The 18,354-nt window shown below is 49.8% G+C and carries 20 protein-coding genes; 5 read left to right on the top strand and 15 right to left on the bottom strand.

From position 1 onward, the window contains the following. Positions 1-16 precede the first annotated feature (16 nt). Positions 17-1,102 carry a coiled-coil domain-containing protein gene (locus tag BMY11_RS06650; protein WP_090573715.1) on the top strand — a complete coding sequence of 362 codons (1,086 nt, stop codon included), beginning with the start codon at positions 17-19 and terminating at the stop codon, positions 1,100-1,102. Here BMY11_RS06650 and BMY11_RS06645 read toward each other — a convergent pair. Continuing rightward, entirely contained in the window at positions 1,073-2,434 is a 1,362-nt protein-coding gene (locus BMY11_RS06645; protein WP_143069223.1) for an ABC transporter substrate-binding protein, read from the bottom strand. The two genes, BMY11_RS06650 and BMY11_RS06645, sit on opposite strands and share 30 nt — an antisense overlap. A gap of 170 nt (positions 2,435-2,604) precedes the next feature. Between BMY11_RS06645 and BMY11_RS06640 the strand changes: the two genes are divergently transcribed. Then, positions 2,605-3,117, top strand: coding sequence for a hypothetical protein (locus BMY11_RS06640; RefSeq protein WP_090573713.1), 513 nt, complete (start codon positions 2,605-2,607; stop codon positions 3,115-3,117). A 14-nt stretch (positions 3,118-3,131) separates the two neighbouring features. On the opposite strand, the gene BMY11_RS06635 is transcribed toward BMY11_RS06640, so the two are convergent. Beyond that, entirely contained in the window at positions 3,132-4,463 is a 1,332-nt protein-coding gene (locus tag BMY11_RS06635) for a PhoH family protein (RefSeq protein ID WP_090573712.1), read from the bottom strand. A 165-nt stretch (positions 4,464-4,628) separates the two neighbouring features. Here BMY11_RS06635 and BMY11_RS06630 point away from each other — a divergent pair, with 165 nt between their 5' ends. After that, complete coding sequence (locus BMY11_RS06630; protein ID WP_090573711.1) at positions 4,629-5,177, top strand: YhcN/YlaJ family sporulation lipoprotein; 549 nt, start codon at positions 4,629-4,631, stop codon at positions 5,175-5,177. A gap of 75 nt (positions 5,178-5,252) precedes the next feature. Here BMY11_RS06630 and BMY11_RS06625 read toward each other — a convergent pair whose 3' ends face one another. From BMY11_RS06625 to BMY11_RS06595, 7 genes are all read right to left on the bottom strand, one after another. After that, complete coding sequence (locus BMY11_RS06625) at positions 5,253-5,717, bottom strand: PNPOx family protein (protein ID WP_090573710.1); 465 nt, start codon at positions 5,715-5,717, stop codon at positions 5,253-5,255. 81 nt (positions 5,718-5,798) lie between these two features. Then, entirely contained in the window at positions 5,799-6,821 is a 1,023-nt protein-coding gene (locus tag BMY11_RS06620; RefSeq protein ID WP_256217336.1) for an LCP family protein, read from the bottom strand. A gap of 14 nt (positions 6,822-6,835) precedes the next feature. Further along, complete coding sequence (locus tag BMY11_RS06615; RefSeq protein ID WP_090573709.1) at positions 6,836-7,108, bottom strand: hypothetical protein; 273 nt, start codon at positions 7,106-7,108, stop codon at positions 6,836-6,838. Position 7,109: 1 nt separating this feature from the next. Next, the gene (locus BMY11_RS06610) at positions 7,110-7,409 is read right to left on the bottom strand and encodes a YlaH-like family protein (protein WP_090573708.1); all 300 of its coding nucleotides are present in this window, start codon (positions 7,407-7,409) and stop codon (positions 7,110-7,112) included. 177 nt (positions 7,410-7,586) lie between these two features. After that, on the bottom strand, positions 7,587-9,431 hold the full coding sequence (gene typA / locus BMY11_RS06605) for a translational GTPase TypA (protein WP_090573707.1): 1,845 nt from the start codon (positions 9,429-9,431) through the stop codon (positions 7,587-7,589). Between the two features lie 78 nt (positions 9,432-9,509). Further along, positions 9,510-9,992 (bottom strand): hypothetical protein, encoded by a 483-nt coding sequence (locus BMY11_RS06600; RefSeq protein WP_090573706.1) that lies wholly within the window; start codon positions 9,990-9,992, stop codon positions 9,510-9,512. Positions 9,993-10,100: 108 nt separating this feature from the next. Further along, positions 10,101-10,760: a YjbE family putative metal transport protein gene (locus BMY11_RS06595; RefSeq protein ID WP_090573705.1), complete on the bottom strand. Its 660-nt coding sequence runs from the start codon at positions 10,758-10,760 to the stop codon at positions 10,101-10,103. 145 nt (positions 10,761-10,905) lie between these two features. Between BMY11_RS06595 and BMY11_RS06590 the strand changes: the two genes are divergently transcribed. Further along, positions 10,906-11,607, top strand: coding sequence for a TerC family protein (locus tag BMY11_RS06590; RefSeq protein ID WP_090573704.1), 702 nt, complete (start codon positions 10,906-10,908; stop codon positions 11,605-11,607). 25 nt (positions 11,608-11,632) lie between these two features. Here BMY11_RS06590 and thiI read toward each other — a convergent pair whose 3' ends face one another. The 6 genes from thiI to BMY11_RS06560 all read right to left on the bottom strand — a co-directional run bounded on the left by thiI (position 11,633) and on the right by BMY11_RS06560 (position 16,302). Then, on the bottom strand, positions 11,633-12,853 hold the full coding sequence (gene thiI, locus BMY11_RS06585) for a tRNA uracil 4-sulfurtransferase ThiI (RefSeq protein WP_090573703.1): 1,221 nt from the start codon (positions 12,851-12,853) through the stop codon (positions 11,633-11,635). A 10-nt stretch (positions 12,854-12,863) separates the two neighbouring features. Then, positions 12,864-14,027: a cysteine desulfurase family protein gene (locus tag BMY11_RS06580; protein ID WP_090573702.1), complete on the bottom strand. Its 1,164-nt coding sequence runs from the start codon at positions 14,025-14,027 to the stop codon at positions 12,864-12,866. A gap of 108 nt (positions 14,028-14,135) precedes the next feature. Then, a complete protein-coding gene (locus BMY11_RS06575) occupies positions 14,136-14,846 on the bottom strand; it encodes a lytic transglycosylase domain-containing protein (protein WP_090573701.1) in 711 nt (236 codons plus the stop codon). A 258-nt stretch (positions 14,847-15,104) separates the two neighbouring features. Beyond that, positions 15,105-15,530 carry a DUF4190 domain-containing protein gene (locus BMY11_RS06570; protein WP_090573700.1) on the bottom strand — a complete coding sequence of 142 codons (426 nt, stop codon included), beginning with the start codon at positions 15,528-15,530 and terminating at the stop codon, positions 15,105-15,107. A gap of 5 nt (positions 15,531-15,535) precedes the next feature. Then, entirely contained in the window at positions 15,536-15,748 is a 213-nt protein-coding gene (locus tag BMY11_RS06565) for a DUF1540 domain-containing protein (RefSeq protein WP_090573699.1), read from the bottom strand. Positions 15,749-15,801: 53 nt separating this feature from the next. Continuing rightward, a complete protein-coding gene (locus tag BMY11_RS06560) occupies positions 15,802-16,302 on the bottom strand; it encodes a YpuI family protein (RefSeq protein ID WP_090573698.1) in 501 nt (166 codons plus the stop codon). Between the two features lie 170 nt (positions 16,303-16,472). On the opposite strand from BMY11_RS06560, the gene BMY11_RS06555 reads away from it, so the two are divergent. Beyond that, entirely contained in the window at positions 16,473-18,329 is a 1,857-nt protein-coding gene (locus BMY11_RS06555) for a S8 family peptidase (protein ID WP_090573697.1), read from the top strand. Positions 18,330-18,354: the final 25 nt, after the last annotated feature.

Raw genomic sequence — 18,354 nt, 5'->3', positions numbered from 1 at the left:
GAAAGGGGAGCCTTGCGTGAAAGGAATAAAGCGCCGCCGGAGCGCTGCGATTGTCATCGGCCTGCTGGCCTGCTGGCTGACGATTATCCCCGTGCTCGCAGACCCAGCAACTCCTAAGGATGAAGAAATTAGACGCATCCTGGAGAAGAGTCTCTCCGTCGTCGAGATCGACAAAGAAATAACACGAATTCAGCAGGAGCAGCAGGCGATCACCACTCAGCTAGCGACTTCGAAGACTAAGCTCTCCGAGCAGGAGCAGGCGATAGAGAAGCAGCGCGAGAATGCCGGCAAAGTGCTCCGCGCCTACTATACCGGAGAGCGGGATTTTCTGCTCACGGCTATTTTTAACACTGACAACTTATCTGAATTGTTTACGCTGCTTGATTATTTCGATCTTATTTTCTCTTCTGATAAGCTTACCTTGAACACATACACGAAGCAATATCGAGAGCTGAAGCAAAACATCAGCAAACTGGATACGAAGTCGCAGGAGCTTACTGATGTCGAGACAAGGCTGAAGACACAGCGGGATCGCGTCGTTGCTCTGCAGAATGAGGTTAATTCTGATCTAAGCGGTCGTTCCGATTCGGACAAGCTGCGTACACTTATCAATGAATTTACGAACTATTGGCAAGATACCGGAATCGTTGAAGTCAGGCGATACTTCAATGCTCTCTCCAAAGCGATGGGCAAGATGCCGGGGTGGATTCAGAACGATAAAGAGATGCTGTCCATCGACGGCCTCAATTACACGCTTAACGTGCCGGAAGCGAAGCTCAACAGTTTCCTTCGCGAGCAGAACCCGATCTTCGACAACTTCTCCTTCGTTTTCAAGGAGGATAGCGTCATCGTTTCCGGCAAACGCGAGGATATGTCCATTGAACTGGACGGGCACTATACGCTGGAGAAGAACGGCGCGATACTATTCCATGTCGACGCGCTTATCTTCAACGGACTGGCGCTCCCTGATACAACCAGACGAGAGCTGGAACGTGAATTCGATCTTGGCTTCAATCCGTCCAAGATGGTCCCTTTTCTTAAGACCAAGTCAGTAACGACCGAGAATGGCCAATTAGTGGTTAAGCTGGGTATTAGTTTCTAGAGATTCTTGAAGCGGCGCCTCGGCGCCGTTTTCTTCTGGTTCCATGTTCCACTGCGCGATAAACTTCGACGCAACCGATTTACTGAAAGGTCGCGCATTGCCGCCAAGCTGAGCACATATCTGCGAGAAGCGTTCCCACCGCTCATGCCAAGCCGGATCCGAAGTCGCTTGTGCACTCTGCCCAAGCAAGTTCACGAGAAAATGCGGCGGCCGATCTGTAATCAGGCTGTACTCGTACTCCTTGGTCATCGCAGAGATACGCGAAGGAAGCCGCTTGATCCGTTTATATCTGTCAAGCTGTTCGCTTGTCATCGTCACTTCGTTAATATATTCTCTTGCTTCGGTCAGCTTCTCCGTGTCAGCCATTAACACAAAGCTTCTGCCATTGGTTCGCACGAGCGGTCCATTCAACGAACTAACCATCAGCAAGCTTCTCTGGTCGTTCGATAGCGATTGATAGACGGACCAAGGAATGACTGCTGACAACAATTTACCCGTTTGAAAAGCTTCCATCAGCTGCGTTTTCTGCTGCACCGGATCAAGTCGATAGATAATCCCTTCCTGCTCTGCTGTGTACTGGAGCTGCTGCTTCTCGCTAAGATTGAATGCGGACAAGTCGCCTGCTGGCTCGCCATTCTCCCGAAACATACCGAGCCATGCAATCATCTGCTTCCCGTCCGCTGTATTGAGGTTGAACGGACTTACACCTTCCGCCACGGACTGCGCAAGCTGCTCCAGCACAGAACGGAGTGCCTGCAAATTTACAGGCGGCGAGGTGAGCCCGCCAGATCTCAGCAGCTCCTTCTGCCACACAATGAGCAGCGGATCACAATCCAGCGGCACGCCCCACAACGACCCATTCCACTTGACAACACTTGTTAGCGCTTCCAATTGATCGGCAGCAGCATCACCTGTAACAACTTCATCTGCCGGAAGCAAGAAGCCCTGTACGGCGAATTCGCGGACCCGATCATTGTCGAGCAGCATCATATCGTAAGGCTCGTTCGCGTCCGCCGCCTGCTTGCGCGCTTCATCGGCATCCTTGCCATGAATATTGGTCATATTGATGCTGATCTCCGGATGGCTCCGCTCGAACAACTGATTTTGTTTCTTCCAATAGTCATATTCATCCGTATCCATAGACACGGCAATCGACAACGTCGTCTTATTCGCATCATCACCGCCATCGATCACTTCCGGCTTGCTCGCCCAAGGGATGCCGTCGTTTGCTGGAGTGACTGGCGAACCCGGCTTGCCGAACATAGGAACAAGCAGCGCCGTACAGATCGTAAACACGCTAAGCACGAGCATGACATATCTTCTCCGTGACACCTTGTCCCTCCTTGATCAGCGCCTATTTGAGCTAAGCAATATTGTAGCAAGAAAGCGCTTTTTTGTCGCGTCTCTTTTGATGTTCATAACGTTTCGTTGCGTCTTCGCAATAAATACCATAAGATTACCTTCAGCTATGATTAACGCCATTTAAGGAGAGTAGAAACAGGATGCAGACGGTCTACAGTGTTGAAATGCAGCTGCCCGAAGACAAACAACCCGGCTACTATGCGCAAATCGTGAAAGGCATTGCCGATATCGTCACTCTGATCGACCGTGACAAGACGATGCTGTTCGTGCAGACTTCCGAGGATGGCGATGCCTTTATCGCGTTTACAGCCAAATATAAGGTGCAATGCGAGTGCGGCACATGGCTCTTGCTCGACGATCCGGGCTGGCGTTCTAATCCACTGCTGTTTACCGATTACGGCATTGTAACGCGATCGGACAACCATTTCCTCGATCTGCAGCTTGCAGCAGTAGTCAGCCTCTATGCGCCAGCGGCTTCAGCACACGAGGGCACCTCCGAACTCACAGCCGCACTCGAACAGGCTAGTGAGCACGCCCTAGCCGAGCTGCCAAGCGAAGACGGCCGATGGCTCATCGCCGTCGACCGTCATCACATCCCGCTTATGGAAGGCATCGCTCGCGCTTACCACTGTCGCGCTGAGCTTATCCTCTAGCACTTGGCTTACACTTACAGCAAGTCAGCAGCCAGCTGCGCCAGCTTGGAGCGTTCACCCTTCTCGAGCGTCATATGGCCGCTGATACTCTCTTGCTTGAACCGCTCCACGATATGCGTGAGGCCGTTGCTGATCGAATCGAGATACGGGTGGTCGATCTGCTCCGGATCGCCCATCAGTACAATCTTGCTGCCTTCCCCGACACGGGAGACGATCGTCTTTACCTCATGCCGTGTTAAGTTCTGTGCCTCATCGATAATGATGAACTGCCCCGGAATGGAACGGCCCCGAATGTAGGTCAGCGCCTCCACCTGGATGCTGCCGAGCCCCATCAATATTTTATCAATATCGCCCGACTTCTTCGTATCGAAGAGGTACTCCAAATTATCATAAATCGGCTGCATCCACGGACGCAGCTTCTCATCCTTCTCACCTGGTAAATACCCGATATCTTTGCCCATTGGGACGACCGGCCTCGCAATGAGCAGCTTCTTGTATTTATGCTCATCCTCAACCTTCATCAGCCCGGCTGCGAGCGCAAGCAGCGTCTTTCCTGTGCCTGCTTTGCCAGTCAGCGTCACGAGCGGGATATCATCGCTTAGAAGCAGCTCTAGCGCCATTCGCTGCTGAGCGTTGCGTGCCGTTATCCCCCATACCGGATCATTGCTTAAGTAGAGTGGCTCGAGCCTTGCACCGTCCTGGCTCACCTTGAGCAGCGCTGATTTAGAAGTGCCCATCTCATCGCGCAGAATGACGAACTCATTCGGATGCAGCCTCGTACCAAGCAGCAAATTTTTGATGGTGAGGAAGCGATACGTGTAGAATTCGTCAATGACCGATGGATGCACCTTCAACGTTAAATACCCTGTATATACATCCGATGGCGCTACGACCTGATCCGACAAGTAATCCTGCGCTTCAAGCCCGAGCACATCCGCCTTGATTCGTACTAGCACGTCTTTACTGACGATAATGACCGGACGCAAGTTTCCCTTATCTACTTCCTCTAAATGATAATTGAGTGCGACGGCTAGAATCCGATTGTCGTTGGACATCTCGCCGAACATTTCCTGTACCCGAATAAAACTGCGATGATTCAATTCAACTTTCAGAACGCCCCCGTTATCGAGTCCAATCCCTTCGTGCAGATGGCCAATCATCCGCATCTGATCAAGCAGCCGCGACACATGTCTTGCATTGCGGCCGAGCTCGTCAGCAAGCCTTTTCTTTGAGTCGATTTCTTCCAACACCACCGCGGGAATAATGACCTCGTTGTCATCGAATGCAAAGATCGCTTGCGGATCATGTAAAAGTACATTGGTGTCGAGCACGAATATTTTTTTCAATCGTGAGCCCTCCTGGCGTTGGAAATTATCATTCAAAGGCATACATAGCGCTACCGGCAATTAGGCAAACTATGCAGGAGAACGTGTAAACGGCTGGCGTCGTCCTATAGTGGCGAATGCTAACGTTTCACGAATGTGCGAATGCAGAAAGGTCAGGTGGCGAATATGAGCAAGTGGCTGGTGTCCGCTATAATCCTTTGTTTGCTGGCAACAGGCTGTAACACTGTCGCCCGCAACGAGACATCACCCTCTCCACAGAATGATAATCGCGTACGTGCACAACAGAGCGCTCCACAGAAGAAGCAAATTAGCAGTCCGAAGCAGGTTGCAGCTCATCTGGAATCATTAGCGCGCGGTGTTCCCGGCGTTAAAGCCGCTCATTGTGTCGTATTCAAAAATACGGCGGTTGTCGGAATCGACGTGGCAGGCAATCTGGATCGTTCACGAGTAGGTACGATCAAATATGCCGTTGCGGAAGCGTTCCATAAAGACCCTTATGGCATTGACGCCGTCGTTACTGCCGATATGGATCTATCGACGCGGCTGAAGGAAGTACAAGCCGATATGAAACGAGGCAGGCCGTTTGCCGGCATCGCCGAAGAGATGGCCGACATTATCGGACGGATCGTTCCGCAGCTGCCACGTGATGTTCAACCAATGAAGATGGAGGAGCCGAATAAGGCGAATCAGAAAGGCTCTCACCCCAAGCTCTAAGACTAACCATCGCACCATCGCCGTCGCTGTTTGTGAGAAACCGTATAAGAACACAAAAAGCCTAGTGATAAGTCACTAGGCTTTTCTCATCGCAGCAAACACCTGTCCATCCAGCTTGTCTGCAGCTATTTGATCATACGTTTTCTCAAGGCCAGGTGTTGCGGACAAGCGCACGCCATCTAACATCGCATCGCAAATGAAAGCGATTTCGTTGGCGAATTCCGCGTGCTTGCGAGGCATCTCATGAAGAGCCTCTGGTACAAGCCCTGCTGTGCCGTAGTTCGTTTGTACGGTTCCCGGCGCAAACACAGCTATGCTTACATCATCATACGGCGAAGCCATGTACATTGTAGGGCGGGAGCATCCGTCGAGTCGTACAGACCGCAGGGTAGATCGGTTGACCGCATCAACCCGCGATATGAAGCTCAAGGTCGGATAATCGTCGCTCGCATCCAGCATATACGGAAGAACGAATGGCGCTCCCACTTGTGGTAGGCCATACAACAGCTCGTCAGTAAGTACGGTGACGGATTCGGACATCCGCATACCCTCCTTGCTACAGTGTCGACATGTCTGCTTCGGTATTTTCATTATAGCATAGGAGGGTTTGTACTACCACCGTCATTCAGCTAGTTTTGACTGTAGCGCCGACTTCGCTTCTTCCAGCTTCGCTTCGTTCAATCTTACGTATGGGCTCTTCCACACGCCTTCAAGCGGAATAAACGTAATATTGCTTCGGCTTATTCCGAAGTACGTAGAAATCATGTTCTGCACTTCGCCTGTCGGAATGTCCATACGCATATTGTTGCCAACCGCTTTAATAACCCCGGCGATCTTCGTCACGCTGGAGAACGATTTCAGCTTATCAGCAATTTCGCCTAGCACTTGGCTTTCGCGCTTGTTGCGGTCAAAGTCGCTCGACATATTCGTGCCGTCATTCGATTTACGATACCTGACGAAATCAAGCGCATCATCGCCTTTCAGCGTCTGCTCACCTTTCTTCAAGTCAATATTCGTACCGTCTGCATTATCGACGTAATGCATATCCATATCGACGTCTACATCAACGCCGCCAAGCGCATCGACGACATCAACGAAACCTTGGAAGTTAATCGTTGCCGTGTAATCAATGGGAATGTTGAAATACTTGCTGAACATCGTGCGCATATCCTGTTTGGCTTGCTTCTCTGCTTTTGGCTTTTTCAATCCGTCTTCATGAAGAGCATTGGAGAGAAACTTCGAGTAGTACGCGTTCGCTTTTCGAACCCTATAGCCGGACAGCTCAATCATCGAATCGCGCGGAATCGAGACAACGACAGCGGATTTCGACTGTGGATTGAACGTAGCGACCATCATAACATCGGTGTTCAAACTACCTGTTTCTTTGCGAGTATCGACGCCAAGCAGCATAATGGTAACCGGCTTTACTTTGACTGATTGGTCTTTCGGAATAACGATCGTTGGATCGGCGTCCGTAGTTATATCACCGAGCGCATCCTTCGACACCTTATAAATATAAGTCAGATAACCTGCTACTCCAATTAAGAGTACCAGAAATACGACCATGATCCGGCGAAGCCAGTATTTGCCCTTGCCCTTGCCCTGCTTGCGTTTCTGCTCAGACTTAGCTGATCTGCTATTCATGACTTCCACCTTCGTCAATTGTATTTCGGGTTTTCATTAATATCCTGGAGAAGCTGTTCACCGGATTCACGGGGAATCATCTGAAGCTTGGCGCGGCCATCCTTGTCATACCGAAGATGAATCATCGTATCGTCGACCTTATGTATGTGCAAATTCTCAACATGGTGATCTTCCGTCAAAATTTCCAAAAAAAAGTCACGTGTGTCGGCAGCAGCATGATCATCCGGTCTTGCATTGGCCACAATTTGAATTTGCAGCCAGTTGAACAATGCATCCTCAAGTCGCAAATTAAGCCCCTCCCGGATCGGAACCGTCACGCTTGCCATTGCCTTTAATCTTATCATACAGCTGTCTGCCGCGAAGCATCGCCATCATGAGCACCGCTACGGACATGCACTGAATAATCGGCAGCTTATCGAATTGCAGAACGAACAGAACGAAGGATCCGAGTGCCATCACGAGATGCACCAGTATTTCTTTCAGTATCGGCAAGCGGCTAACCCGAAATACCGCGTTAAAAATATAAATCGTAAGTGCTAAAATAATGAAATACGTCAATATGGGATGACTGTGAAACCAGCTTTGCATGGTAGCTTCAACCTCCGGTTTAGCCTTTTAAAATACGGCATGTCTTGTGACGCAAACGGCAGGGCATCAACGGCTTCATTATCGGTTGCTCACCGAAAGAAGTCGCTGTTACCCTGCCTGAACGTCATGCTTGCCGCTCTCGGCAAGGATTATTTAATTGAAATCTTTATGACTGGATTATACTTGCGCAGCTGCAGCTGTTTTACGTTGTTTCTCCGCACGCTCGCGCTCGCTCTTGTTAAGAATCTTCTTACGAAGACGGATCGACTTCGGCGTTACTTCGCAGTACTCGTCGTCGTTCAAGTACTCGAGCGCTTGTTCAAGGGAGAACAACACTGGCGTTTTCAAACGTACAGTATCATCTTTACCTGCGGAGCGGATGTTTGTCAGAGCCTTCTCTTTACAGATGTTGACGATAATGTCGTTATCGCGATTGTGTTCGCCTACGACCATGCCTTCGTATACTTCAGCACCTGGCTCCAGGAACAGCAAGCCGCGGTCTTCGACACCTTGCATGCCATAGAACGTCGATAGGCCATTCTCGCTGGAGATCAGCACGCCTTGGTGACGTCCGCCAACCGATGAGCCTGCAAGCGGGCCGTAGCTATCGAACGCGTTGTTCATAATGCCGTAACCGCGAGTCAGTGTCAAGAAGTTCGTACGGTAACCGATCAAGCCACGCGCAGGAATGATGAACTCGATACGCACTTGGCCGTTTCCGTGGTTAATCATGTTGACCATCTCGGCTTTACGCGATCCAAGGCTCTCCATAACAGCGCCCATGCTTTCTTCAGGTACGTCGATGAGTAGACGCTCATACGGCTCACTCTTCACGCCATCGATATCTTTTATGATAACTTCTGGTTTGGAAACTTGAAGCTCGAAGCCTTCACGACGCATATTCTCAATCAGGATACCAAGGTGAAGCTCACCACGGCCCGAAACGATGAATGCATCTGGGCTATCTGTTTCGTCAACACGAAGTGCAACGTCTGTCTCAAGCTCGTTGAAGAGACGCTCACGCAGTTTACGGGACGTAACCCATTTACCTTCGCGGCCCGCAAACGGACTGTTGTTGACGAGGAATGTCATTTGCAATGTCGGCTCGTCGATCTTCAGAACCGGCAGCGCTTCTGGCTTCTGTGGATCGGCGATCGTTTCACCGATGTTGATCTCACGGATACCCGCAATCGCAACGATATCACCTGCGCCTGCTTCTTCAACCTCAACGCGCTTCAAGCCTTGGAAGCCGAACAGCTTCTCAATACGCGCTTGCTTCGTCACACCTTCACGGTTAATAACAGCAACCGATTGGCCTTGACGAACTACACCGCGGTTCACACGACCAACAGCGATACGGCCGAGGTACTCATTATAATCAAGCAGCGTTACGAGGAATTGCAATGGATCCTCTACGCTCTCCGTCGGTGAAGGAATTTGCTCAATGATCGTCTCATACAGCGCCTGCATGTTTTCGTCCTGCTTATCAACGTTCATGCTGGCAGTACCCATAAGGGCCGAAGCATAAACAACTGGGAACTCCAGTTGTTCATCGTTCGCGCCTAGCTCGATGAACAGATCAAGCACTTCGTCGACAACTTGCTCAGGGCTTGCGTTCGGACGGTCGATTTTGTTCAATACGACGATTGGCGTCAGGTTGCTCTCAAGCGCTTTACGCAATACGAATTTCGTTTGTGGCATACAACCTTCGAAGGCGTCAACGACAAGAAGAACGCCGTCTACCATCTTCATGATCCGCTCTACCTCACCGCCGAAGTCGGCATGTCCAGGTGTATCCACGATGTTGATCAGGTAATCCTTGTAGTTAACTGCTGTGTTCTTCGCCAGGATTGTGATGCCGCGTTCACGTTCCAAATCATTAGAGTCCATTGCGCGCTCTTGTACTGTTTCATGATCGCGGTACGTACCGGATTGTTGAAGAAGTTTGTCAACTAACGTTGTTTTACCATGGTCAACGTGCGCGATGATGGCAATATTTCTGATGTTTTCTCTTGCTTGCATTACGAGTATCCACTCCACTTTTTTATATTTAGTTTGTTGTCTCTGAGCTTACATCAAACGTGTTAAACAATTGCACTACTACCAGCGCGCTTTGCGCCCTACAACTAGCCATGCGCCGACTGCAAGGAACACTGCCGCAATCAGGTACATACCCCAGCCCCACACAAGCATAATAACAAAGAAGGATGCTGCTGTTAGAAGCATTATAATGGCAAGTGTGCGCGGTAATTTAGGATGGTACGTGTCGAACAAATGATACTCATATAATCCTACTGCGACCGAGACAATAAAGATAGGCCACAAATACTGCATATTGCTCCATCCAGATGCAATGCAGAAGAAAAATAAGAAAGCATTAATTGTCAAAATCGCACCTGGTATAAGCACGAAAGGCGGAAGCAGCCGTCCAAAAAACAGCACATGCAGCAAAATACCGGGGATTAACAAAAATAACGGCCAGAAGTTCGTTCCGATGAACGAGAAAAAGCCGATCTTTCCGAGTAAGATTACAGCACCGGCGATCAGAAAAAGGAGACCAACGGTGTATTGATTTCTGGACATGCCTATGTTCCTTCCTTCTCTTTGGCACTTTTAACATTACTAGTGTAATGGAACACACGGCAAAAAACCAGTGTCAGCTGAAATATTTACTCAAAAATATAGTTTACCTTATCTTTTAATTCGCAGCAATGCCACAATTATGACAATTGGAATGGACAAGAGCGGAATCGCCTTAGTCAAAACAGCGAGCGAACCGGTGAGCCAATCATGAATCGCAGGGTCGTGAACAAGCATCTCACCGGCTGCGTATCCGAGCAGTCCACCGCCAATATATACGAAGGACGGAAACTTACGCAATAAGGTACTTAATAACTGACTTCCCCATATTATCATCGGAATGCTAAGGGCGATACCGAGCAGAATAAGGACGGGTTCTCCTTCGGCAACCGCAGCAATGGCAAGCACATTATCCAAACTCATAATAAAATCAGCAATGACGATCGTTCGAACGGCGCTTGAGAGGGAGGTAACTTTGCGCATGTTGTGAAATTGCTCGGCGTGTCCGGAAGCATCGGTCACCAGCTTAACGGCAATCATGAAGAGCAGCAAGCTTCCAACTGCCTGCAGATAGGGCACTTGCAGAAGCGTGAGCGCAACTAAAGTAAGGACACATCTCAGGCCAACAGCTGCAACCGCGCCCCACAGCACTGCTTTTTTCCTTTGGGCATGAGGAAGTTGCTGACTCGCAAGAGCTATAACGACGGCATTGTCACCGCTTAGCAGCACATTGATAAATATAATCTGGATAAAAATGATCAAACTGTCCATTGCTCTACCGCCTCCTTGGAAAGCTTCCATTTATGAACGGTATGTCCCAATTGGACAGGTTATGTTTTTTTGTGAATCCTTTTTTTCATTCGTCCGTATAATCGAGAAACATCATAGCTCGCCCGAAAGGAGGACAGGATTCATAATGGACATCTTATCACTGGAATTTCTAACTGCACTCATCACGATCGTCTTCATTGACCTTGTACTCGCAGGTGATAACGCCATAGTCATTGGTCTAGCCGCACGCAAGCTCCCGAAGGAGCAGCAGACGAAAGCCGTCATATGGGGCACTGTCGGAGCCGTAGGTATCCGCGCAATCGCCACTGTGCTGGTCGTCTACTTGCTCAATGTGCCTTGGCTAATGCTCGCAGGCGGGATATTACTGCTGTGGATCGCATATAAGCTACTTGTCGACAATGCAGAACATGACAATATTACAGCAGGAAACACGCTCTGGCAGTCTGTTCGGACAATCATTATAGCAGATGCGGCAATGGGGCTCGATAACGTTATTGCAGTTGCAGGCGCATCACACGGTAGCGTACCGCTCGTCTTACTCGGACTTATCATCAGCATTCCGATCGTGGTCTGGGGAAGCACGCTGTTCATCAAGCTGATAAACCGCATCCCATGGATCGTTTATGTCGGCTCTGGTGTACTTGCTTACACAGCCGCCAAGATGATTACGCATGAGATCAAGCTGGAACAATTCTTCAAGGACAATCCAGCGTTCGAATGGTCGTTCTTGATTCTTCTGGTCATCGTCATCATCGTTGCGGGATTATGGAAGAACACATCACGAAGCAAAGCGAACAGTATGGAAAAAAGCAGGGGAACCCATTAGGGTCCCCGCTTTTTCTTTTTGTAAGTTAGAACCAGTGATCCTCGCCGGCCGTTTGGGTGACAGTCGGCTTCTCCGGTGAAATCTTCATCACCTCGGTCGTTGCAACCGCCTCCGCAATCATCTCGTGAAGATTTGCAATCGTTTCCTCACACTGCTCAACAGTGGCAAGATTCGGATTGGTGCTTGGTGACTTTGGCACGAATAACGTGCAGCAATCCTCATATGGCAGAATCGACGTCTCAAATGTATCGATTTGCCGTGCAATCTTGATAATTTCATTCTTATCCATCGTCAGCAGCGGTCTCAGTAGCGGAAGATCTGTTGTCCGTCCGATAACATTCATACTGCTGAGCGTCTGGCTCGCCACTTGCCCTAAGCTGTCGCCTGAAACAATCCCGAGAGCATTAACCTTCTCAGCAAGCTGGGTCGCAATCCGAAGCATCGAACGACGCATTAGTGTAATAATAAGCGAATCATGGTCGGTCTGTGCAAGCGCCGTTTGAATATCGGTGAAAGAAACCATATGCAGCTTAATCGGCACGCCGCTGTAGTGCGATAGTCTCCGAACAAGATCGATGACTTTCTCCTTCGCTTTCTCGCTTGTGAACGGATAGCTGTGGAAATGCACCGCTTCCAGCTCAAGACCCTGCCTCATCGCCATATAGCCTGCTACGGGGCTGTCAATGCCGCCTGAGAGCAGCAGCACCGCTTTACCGTTCGTTCCATAAGGGTAGCCGCCAGCTGCCGGAACAACCTCACTGAAGACGTATGTGCCTTCAGGCTGAATTTCGATGCGAAGCTCTACCTCTGGCTCGCGCACATTCACTTTCAAGCCCGGAAATGCATGTAATACATACCCGCCTACCAAATGGTTCAGCTCCTGGGTATCATGCGGGAACTTCTTATCCACTCGCTTGACCGCGACCTTGAAGGTTGCCGGCTGCTTCGGGAGCGATTGCATGACCTCCACTGCTGTCCTGCGAATTTCCTCGAGCTCGCTCACGATTTTTCGAATCGGACTGAAGGATGCGATGCCGTAAATATCTTTCAGCCGCGCAGCAATTTCAGCATAGGGCTCTCCGTTTAGCTCCAAATAAATACGGCCAAATGAATGTGATACATTGACTGCCGTATAGGATGCTATAGCTCGCTTAACCTGCTGCAGCATCTTTTTCTCAAACATGCCTCGATTCTTGCCTTTAATCGTATATTCACCAAAACGGATCAAGATCATATCTGGGTTCATGCTGTTTTAGTCACTCCTTCCGCTCCAGCGGCTTTAACTTTTGTACGACCATATGAAGCATCCGGCACAGCCATTCCAGCTCGGCAGCGCCATGTTCATCGCCGAAGCTGATACGAATACCGCTTGCAGCGCGTTCTCTGGATGCTCCCATCGCAAGCAGCACTCTGCTCGGATCGTCGCTCTTTGACGAGCAGGCGGACTTCGTGGATGCTAAGACTCGGTGCTTCTCGAGCATATGCACGATGACTTCCGGCTTCATGCCGGGGTAAGAAAAATTAACGATATTGGGAGCTGCGACGCCTGCTGAATGGTCTATGACGCCGTTCACAATAAGCTCCGGGATCTCCGAGATGCAAGCCAGCAGTCGCTCTCTGAGGGCATACATACGCTCAGCCCGCTCAGGTTGGCTCTCAAGCGCCATACGGAATGCTTTTGCCGCTGCAACTATGCCTGCGACATTCTCGGTGCCTGGACGCTGTCCGCGCTCCTGGCTGCCGCCGTGGTAAAGCGGCTCCAGTATGACACCTGCGCGCACATACAGCAGTCCAACGCCGCGCGGCCCGTTCACTTTATGAGCAGATGCTGAGAACAAGTCAATTCCGCAGCTTTGCAGATCTATTGGTAGTTTGCCTACGCTCTGTACACCATCTACGTGGAATATGGTTGAGCGGTGCTGCTTCAGCAGTTCTCCTATCTCTCTGATTGGCTGTACCGCACCTGTTTCATTGTTGACGTGCATCACTGAAACAAGAATGGTTTCATCGGTTAGCGCTTGTTCGAGCACTTCAATTGAAACTATACCATCTGAGTTAACTGGCAAAATCGTTACCTTGAATCCTTCCCGCTCCAACGCGAGGCATGTATCGTAAACAGATGGATGCTCGACCGCAGTCGTTATAATATGCTTGCCCCGTTTGCTGGAGGCACGGGCAGCTCCTGTAATCGCTATGTTGTTGCTCTCGGTTCCCCCGGAGGTGAAGATCCACTCCTTCGGCTCTGTACCTCGAAACACCGACGCAATGACCGATCTGGCGCGTTCCAGCAAGTTGCCCGCTTCATGCCCACCTCTATGCAGCGAGGATGGATTCGCATAGTGCTTCGCCATTACTTCCGCCATCGTTCGAATGACCTCTTCATGTGGCGGCGTCGAAGCGGCGTGGTCAAAATAATACATGCTTCTAGCTCCCTCTCCTGCTGAACAAATGAAAAAGATCAACGGAAGTAAAGCTAGCTTAGCCAGCATTTCACCGTGATCTTTGTATTGTTTCCTTAATAGCCAAATCTAAATGGAATATTTGTCCGCTTGGTTCAACACTTTCGAAACGTAACGCTGCGTTTCCTTCGGGAGCAGATGCGCGAGATCGTCGAAATTCGCACTGCCTGTAATGCCCGAGCGATCTACGCGGCCCGGTCCTGCATTATATGCTGCAAGGGCAGATTGCACATTCCCGTCATACTTGCGAAGCAGATAAGCAAGGAAACGTGTGCCGCCCTCGATGTTCTGCTCAGGATTGAAGGAATCGCTGACGCCAAGTCCGCGCGCCGTGCCGTCCATGAGCTGCATAAGCCCTTTCGCCCCTGCGGAAGATTCCGCATTCGGGTTGAATGAAGACTCCGTATGTATAACGCCTTTTATGAGCGAAGGATCGATGCCATATTTTGCTGCTGCATCATTGATAATAGAATCATAATCGGTTGGCTTATTTCCTGTGGAATCGTTGCCGATGTCTTCTGCATTAGCAATCATCGGTGCGATACCGCCTAATGCGCCAAGAGAAAGCGTCCCAAGGGATGAGGAGATGTCTCCATTCAAGCCGTCCGTCGTCGTCATGCCAGCGCCACCTGCCATATATTGTTGTAGCAAGGAATCAAACATAGACGAGCCGTCTGTCCCACTTGTAGCTGACAGCACGTTGTCATTTCCGTTCAAATCCAAGCTGGGCATGAGCTGCAGCTGAAGCAGCGATTTCATAATGCGCGGATCAATGCTCATGATGTACCTCCATAACTCTAGTGAGTTCGACAGTAATTAACACCATTTTACATCTTTTTCACTAGAATCGCTAGTGAGACATTAGACCTAGACGTTTAATCGAAAAAGAGATTTAAGGCAACATGCTCACTTCGCACCCGAATGTTCTTACGATCGCTGTTACTTCTCCAGAATCATTCGGCTGCTCCGATCCGTTGCAATTAAAGTGAACAAAAAAAAATGGTGACACAGCACAAAGCTGCATCACCATTTTCCTTACTACGTTATTGCATAATAAATGGGAACGAGGACCAAGTAAGCTGCAGCTGCGATGAAGCCAAGCGTAATCGACCAGACGCCGAGCCCTCTCGCACCTTGCCGGTAAGCGATAAAACCAAGAACAATTGCAGTAGCGCCAAGCAAGACAGGCCATACAATCCATGAAAGTATTGCGATAATGAATCCTGCCCATCCGGTTGCCCGGCCTGCAGACTTCGTTTCACGCACGGCTTCGTTCGTCAGCCTTACCCGCTCAGAGCTTGGATATCGGTCCTGATTTGGATAAAAGCTGTTGACGGAACGCGGCACAGCGATCTCAGCAGCATATTCTTCGTTATACGCATTCATGTCAGGATGGTACAAAGGATTCGTTGATGTGTCATCATGCGGACTGTGCAAATTATGCCCTTCCGATTCACGCTCCATCAAACTCACTCCTTCGGTTTAAACGTATGACAGCATGTCGATGCACTCGACTTCGCGGTGTCTTGATGCTCGCCGCCAAAGCCTTCCTGAGCAAATTCAGCACCAAAATGAGCAGTTGCGTGGCTATCGATGTCGACTTCGATTTTGTTAGCGCCACACTGGTTTCCGTCTTTCCAGAATGAACAGTTGGCAACACTGCAGCTTACGCCCTTCGGCATAAAAATCACCCCCGGTATCAAGTTGCCCGTACCGGGGGTGTAATATGCTTTCCTTATTTTTGACCCTGCATGCGACGCTGAGTCATATAGTCGCTTTCGTAGTACGAAAGATCATCGCGAAGTTCTTCGAAAATTTTTGAAATCGTAAGTACGATGTCACGCGCTGCACGGATCGGCTTCTTGCGGAAACGGATCGCATCTTGTCCTGTGTATGCGTAACGGCCATCCTCGGAATAGCATTCGTTCTTCGGATAAAAGAATGCATTAACACATTGATGATACACGTCGTATAGTCCACGCTCAGCGAAATCAGTATCGAAATTAGGACGTCTCAGCGCTACGCCAAGCTTCTCATAAGCAACCTCAGAGAAAACGAGCATATGGCGTAAATCAGCCAACAAACCTTTATAGAAAAGCTCGGAATCGCTTCCTTGATCTTCTGACGTTAGCTGTGGAAGCGCGTATTGGTTTAGAAACGTTTCCAAATGGCCGACAGCAAGTTTTAATTTTTCTCTTGTTGACTCGCTAATCGCTTTTACGTTAGTTGAAGGCATTGTGGTAGATCCCCTTTCATCATCGCAAACAATCTAAAATCATGAACATGATACCACAAAATGAGAACAGATGGTACTGCCTTATGTCACAAGACAGTCGTATATTTTCCCCCATGCTTCGTTACTCTAAGACATACAGCGTACTGCAAGCTATTCAGGGAGGAATTACGATGACGCGAAGGAAGTGGATCGGTTGGTTTGCCGTACTGGCAGCTCTTGCCCTGCTCATTCCGCTAACCCCTTGGTTCAGCGGACCAAATTCGGCAACAAAAGAGAAGAAATCCGAGCTGCGAACGATGTCTGTGCATAAGGAAAAACAGATGAAGCTCCAAACCGTGCAGAGGGATATGGAAGCAACTGCTCTGCTGTGCAGATCGGAGTGTGCGAAAAATTTCCAGAAGCTGATCAAGCACGAAGCGTCTCATACAACGAACCAAGCTCATTTAAAGCATTTGATGGGCATGCATAAGCAGATGATCTACGTTTGGTGGCGTCATCAGGGGCAATCCATTACGGAAGGCACCAAGCCAAATCAAACTGAGCTCGTTAAGCCGCTTGCTGAGGCCCGTGAGCATGTCCTTAGAGGAGAAGCCTATGCTTCCGCTCCCATTCAAACCAACGGCCACCGTTACATGGTCATCGGCGAACCGGACGCGCGCGATAAAGGCGATGGGATAGTCGGCATTCTGCTGCAGGACATCGTAACCCACGTTGAGAGCCACCAACGGCGCAACATGCGCCTCGTTCCTTATCCTGCGGAGGGCAAATATAAGATTGAATCTGTAAAGCCGAATTCAACGGTTGATATTACGGTGAAGACAGGTGAAGATAACGGCAATGCCAGCCATTATCACCAGAATGAAGTGGTTGTCAAATTCCGCCAGGAGCCGACGGTTGACGATCTTGCTCGTATTAAGCTGGACATTACCGCGCTAACGGTTAAGAAGCTTGGTTACACGTATGTGTTCCGCTCGCGCATTATGGAAGCCGAAGACATGATCCGGTATTTTAACAATACCTGGCATGTCGTGTATGCCGAGCCACACTATTTATATATGACTAACGATGTCAAAACTTCGAGCAGCTCCGGTATTATTCCGAACGATGCGCTCTACTCGGAGTACCAATGGAACCTGCCGGTTATTGAGGCCGAGAAGGGCTGGAATGTATCCAAAGGAAGCAACAACGTTCTTATCGGCGTACTGGATACCGGTGTGCAGATGGATCATCCTGACTTGAAAGGTAAGCTTGCGCAAGGGACCAATCTCGTCGCCTCGGACAGCCCGCCAGATGATGATGTCGGCCATGGCACTCATGTCTCCGGCATTATCGCCGCTGCCGTCAATAACGGCGAAGGTGTTGCAGGTCTGACCTGGTATAACAAAGTACTTCCGGTCAAAGTGCTCGACAGCAGCGGTGCAGGCTCCACGTATACGGTAGCGGAAGGCGTCATCTGGGCGACTGATCACGGCGCCAAAGTCATTAACATGAGTCTTGGCAACTATGCAGAAGCGGCATTCCTGCACGATGCAATCAAGTACGCGTTCGATCATGACGTTGTGCTCATCGCCGCAAGTGGCAATGACAATACAGAACGGCCGGGCTATCCTGCAGCCTATCCGGAAGTATTCGCAGTCGCTTCAACGAACTCAGATGGGACAAGATCGCCTTTCTCGAACTACGGCGACTATATCGACGTTGCTGCCCCTGGCATGAGCATTGCCAGTACGTATCCCGGCAGCCAATATGCGGCGCTCTCCGGCACTTCGATGGCTAGCCCACATGTCGCGGCACTCGCAGGGCTTATTCGATCCATTAATCCGGACCTCACGAACGTCGAGGTCATGGACATTATGCGCAAGACTGCGAAGGATCTCGGTAACAAAGGGAAAGACAATTATTTTGGCAATGGGCAAATTGATATTGTTCGAGCTCTTCAAGCCGCTCAGCAATCCAAGCTGTCGCTGCAGCAGTTCCCTGCTCTCGTAGAACGCAGATTAGCGCAGATCGCGAGCCAGTACGAATAGCGACGCAGCCGTAATAGCTGCCAAA

It is taken from the genome of Paenibacillus sp. OV219 (genome assembly GCF_900110075.1).
Lineage (GTDB): Bacteria > Bacillota > Bacilli > Paenibacillales > Paenibacillaceae > Paenibacillus_Z.
This window is presented reverse-complemented; position numbering and strand designations above follow the sequence as displayed.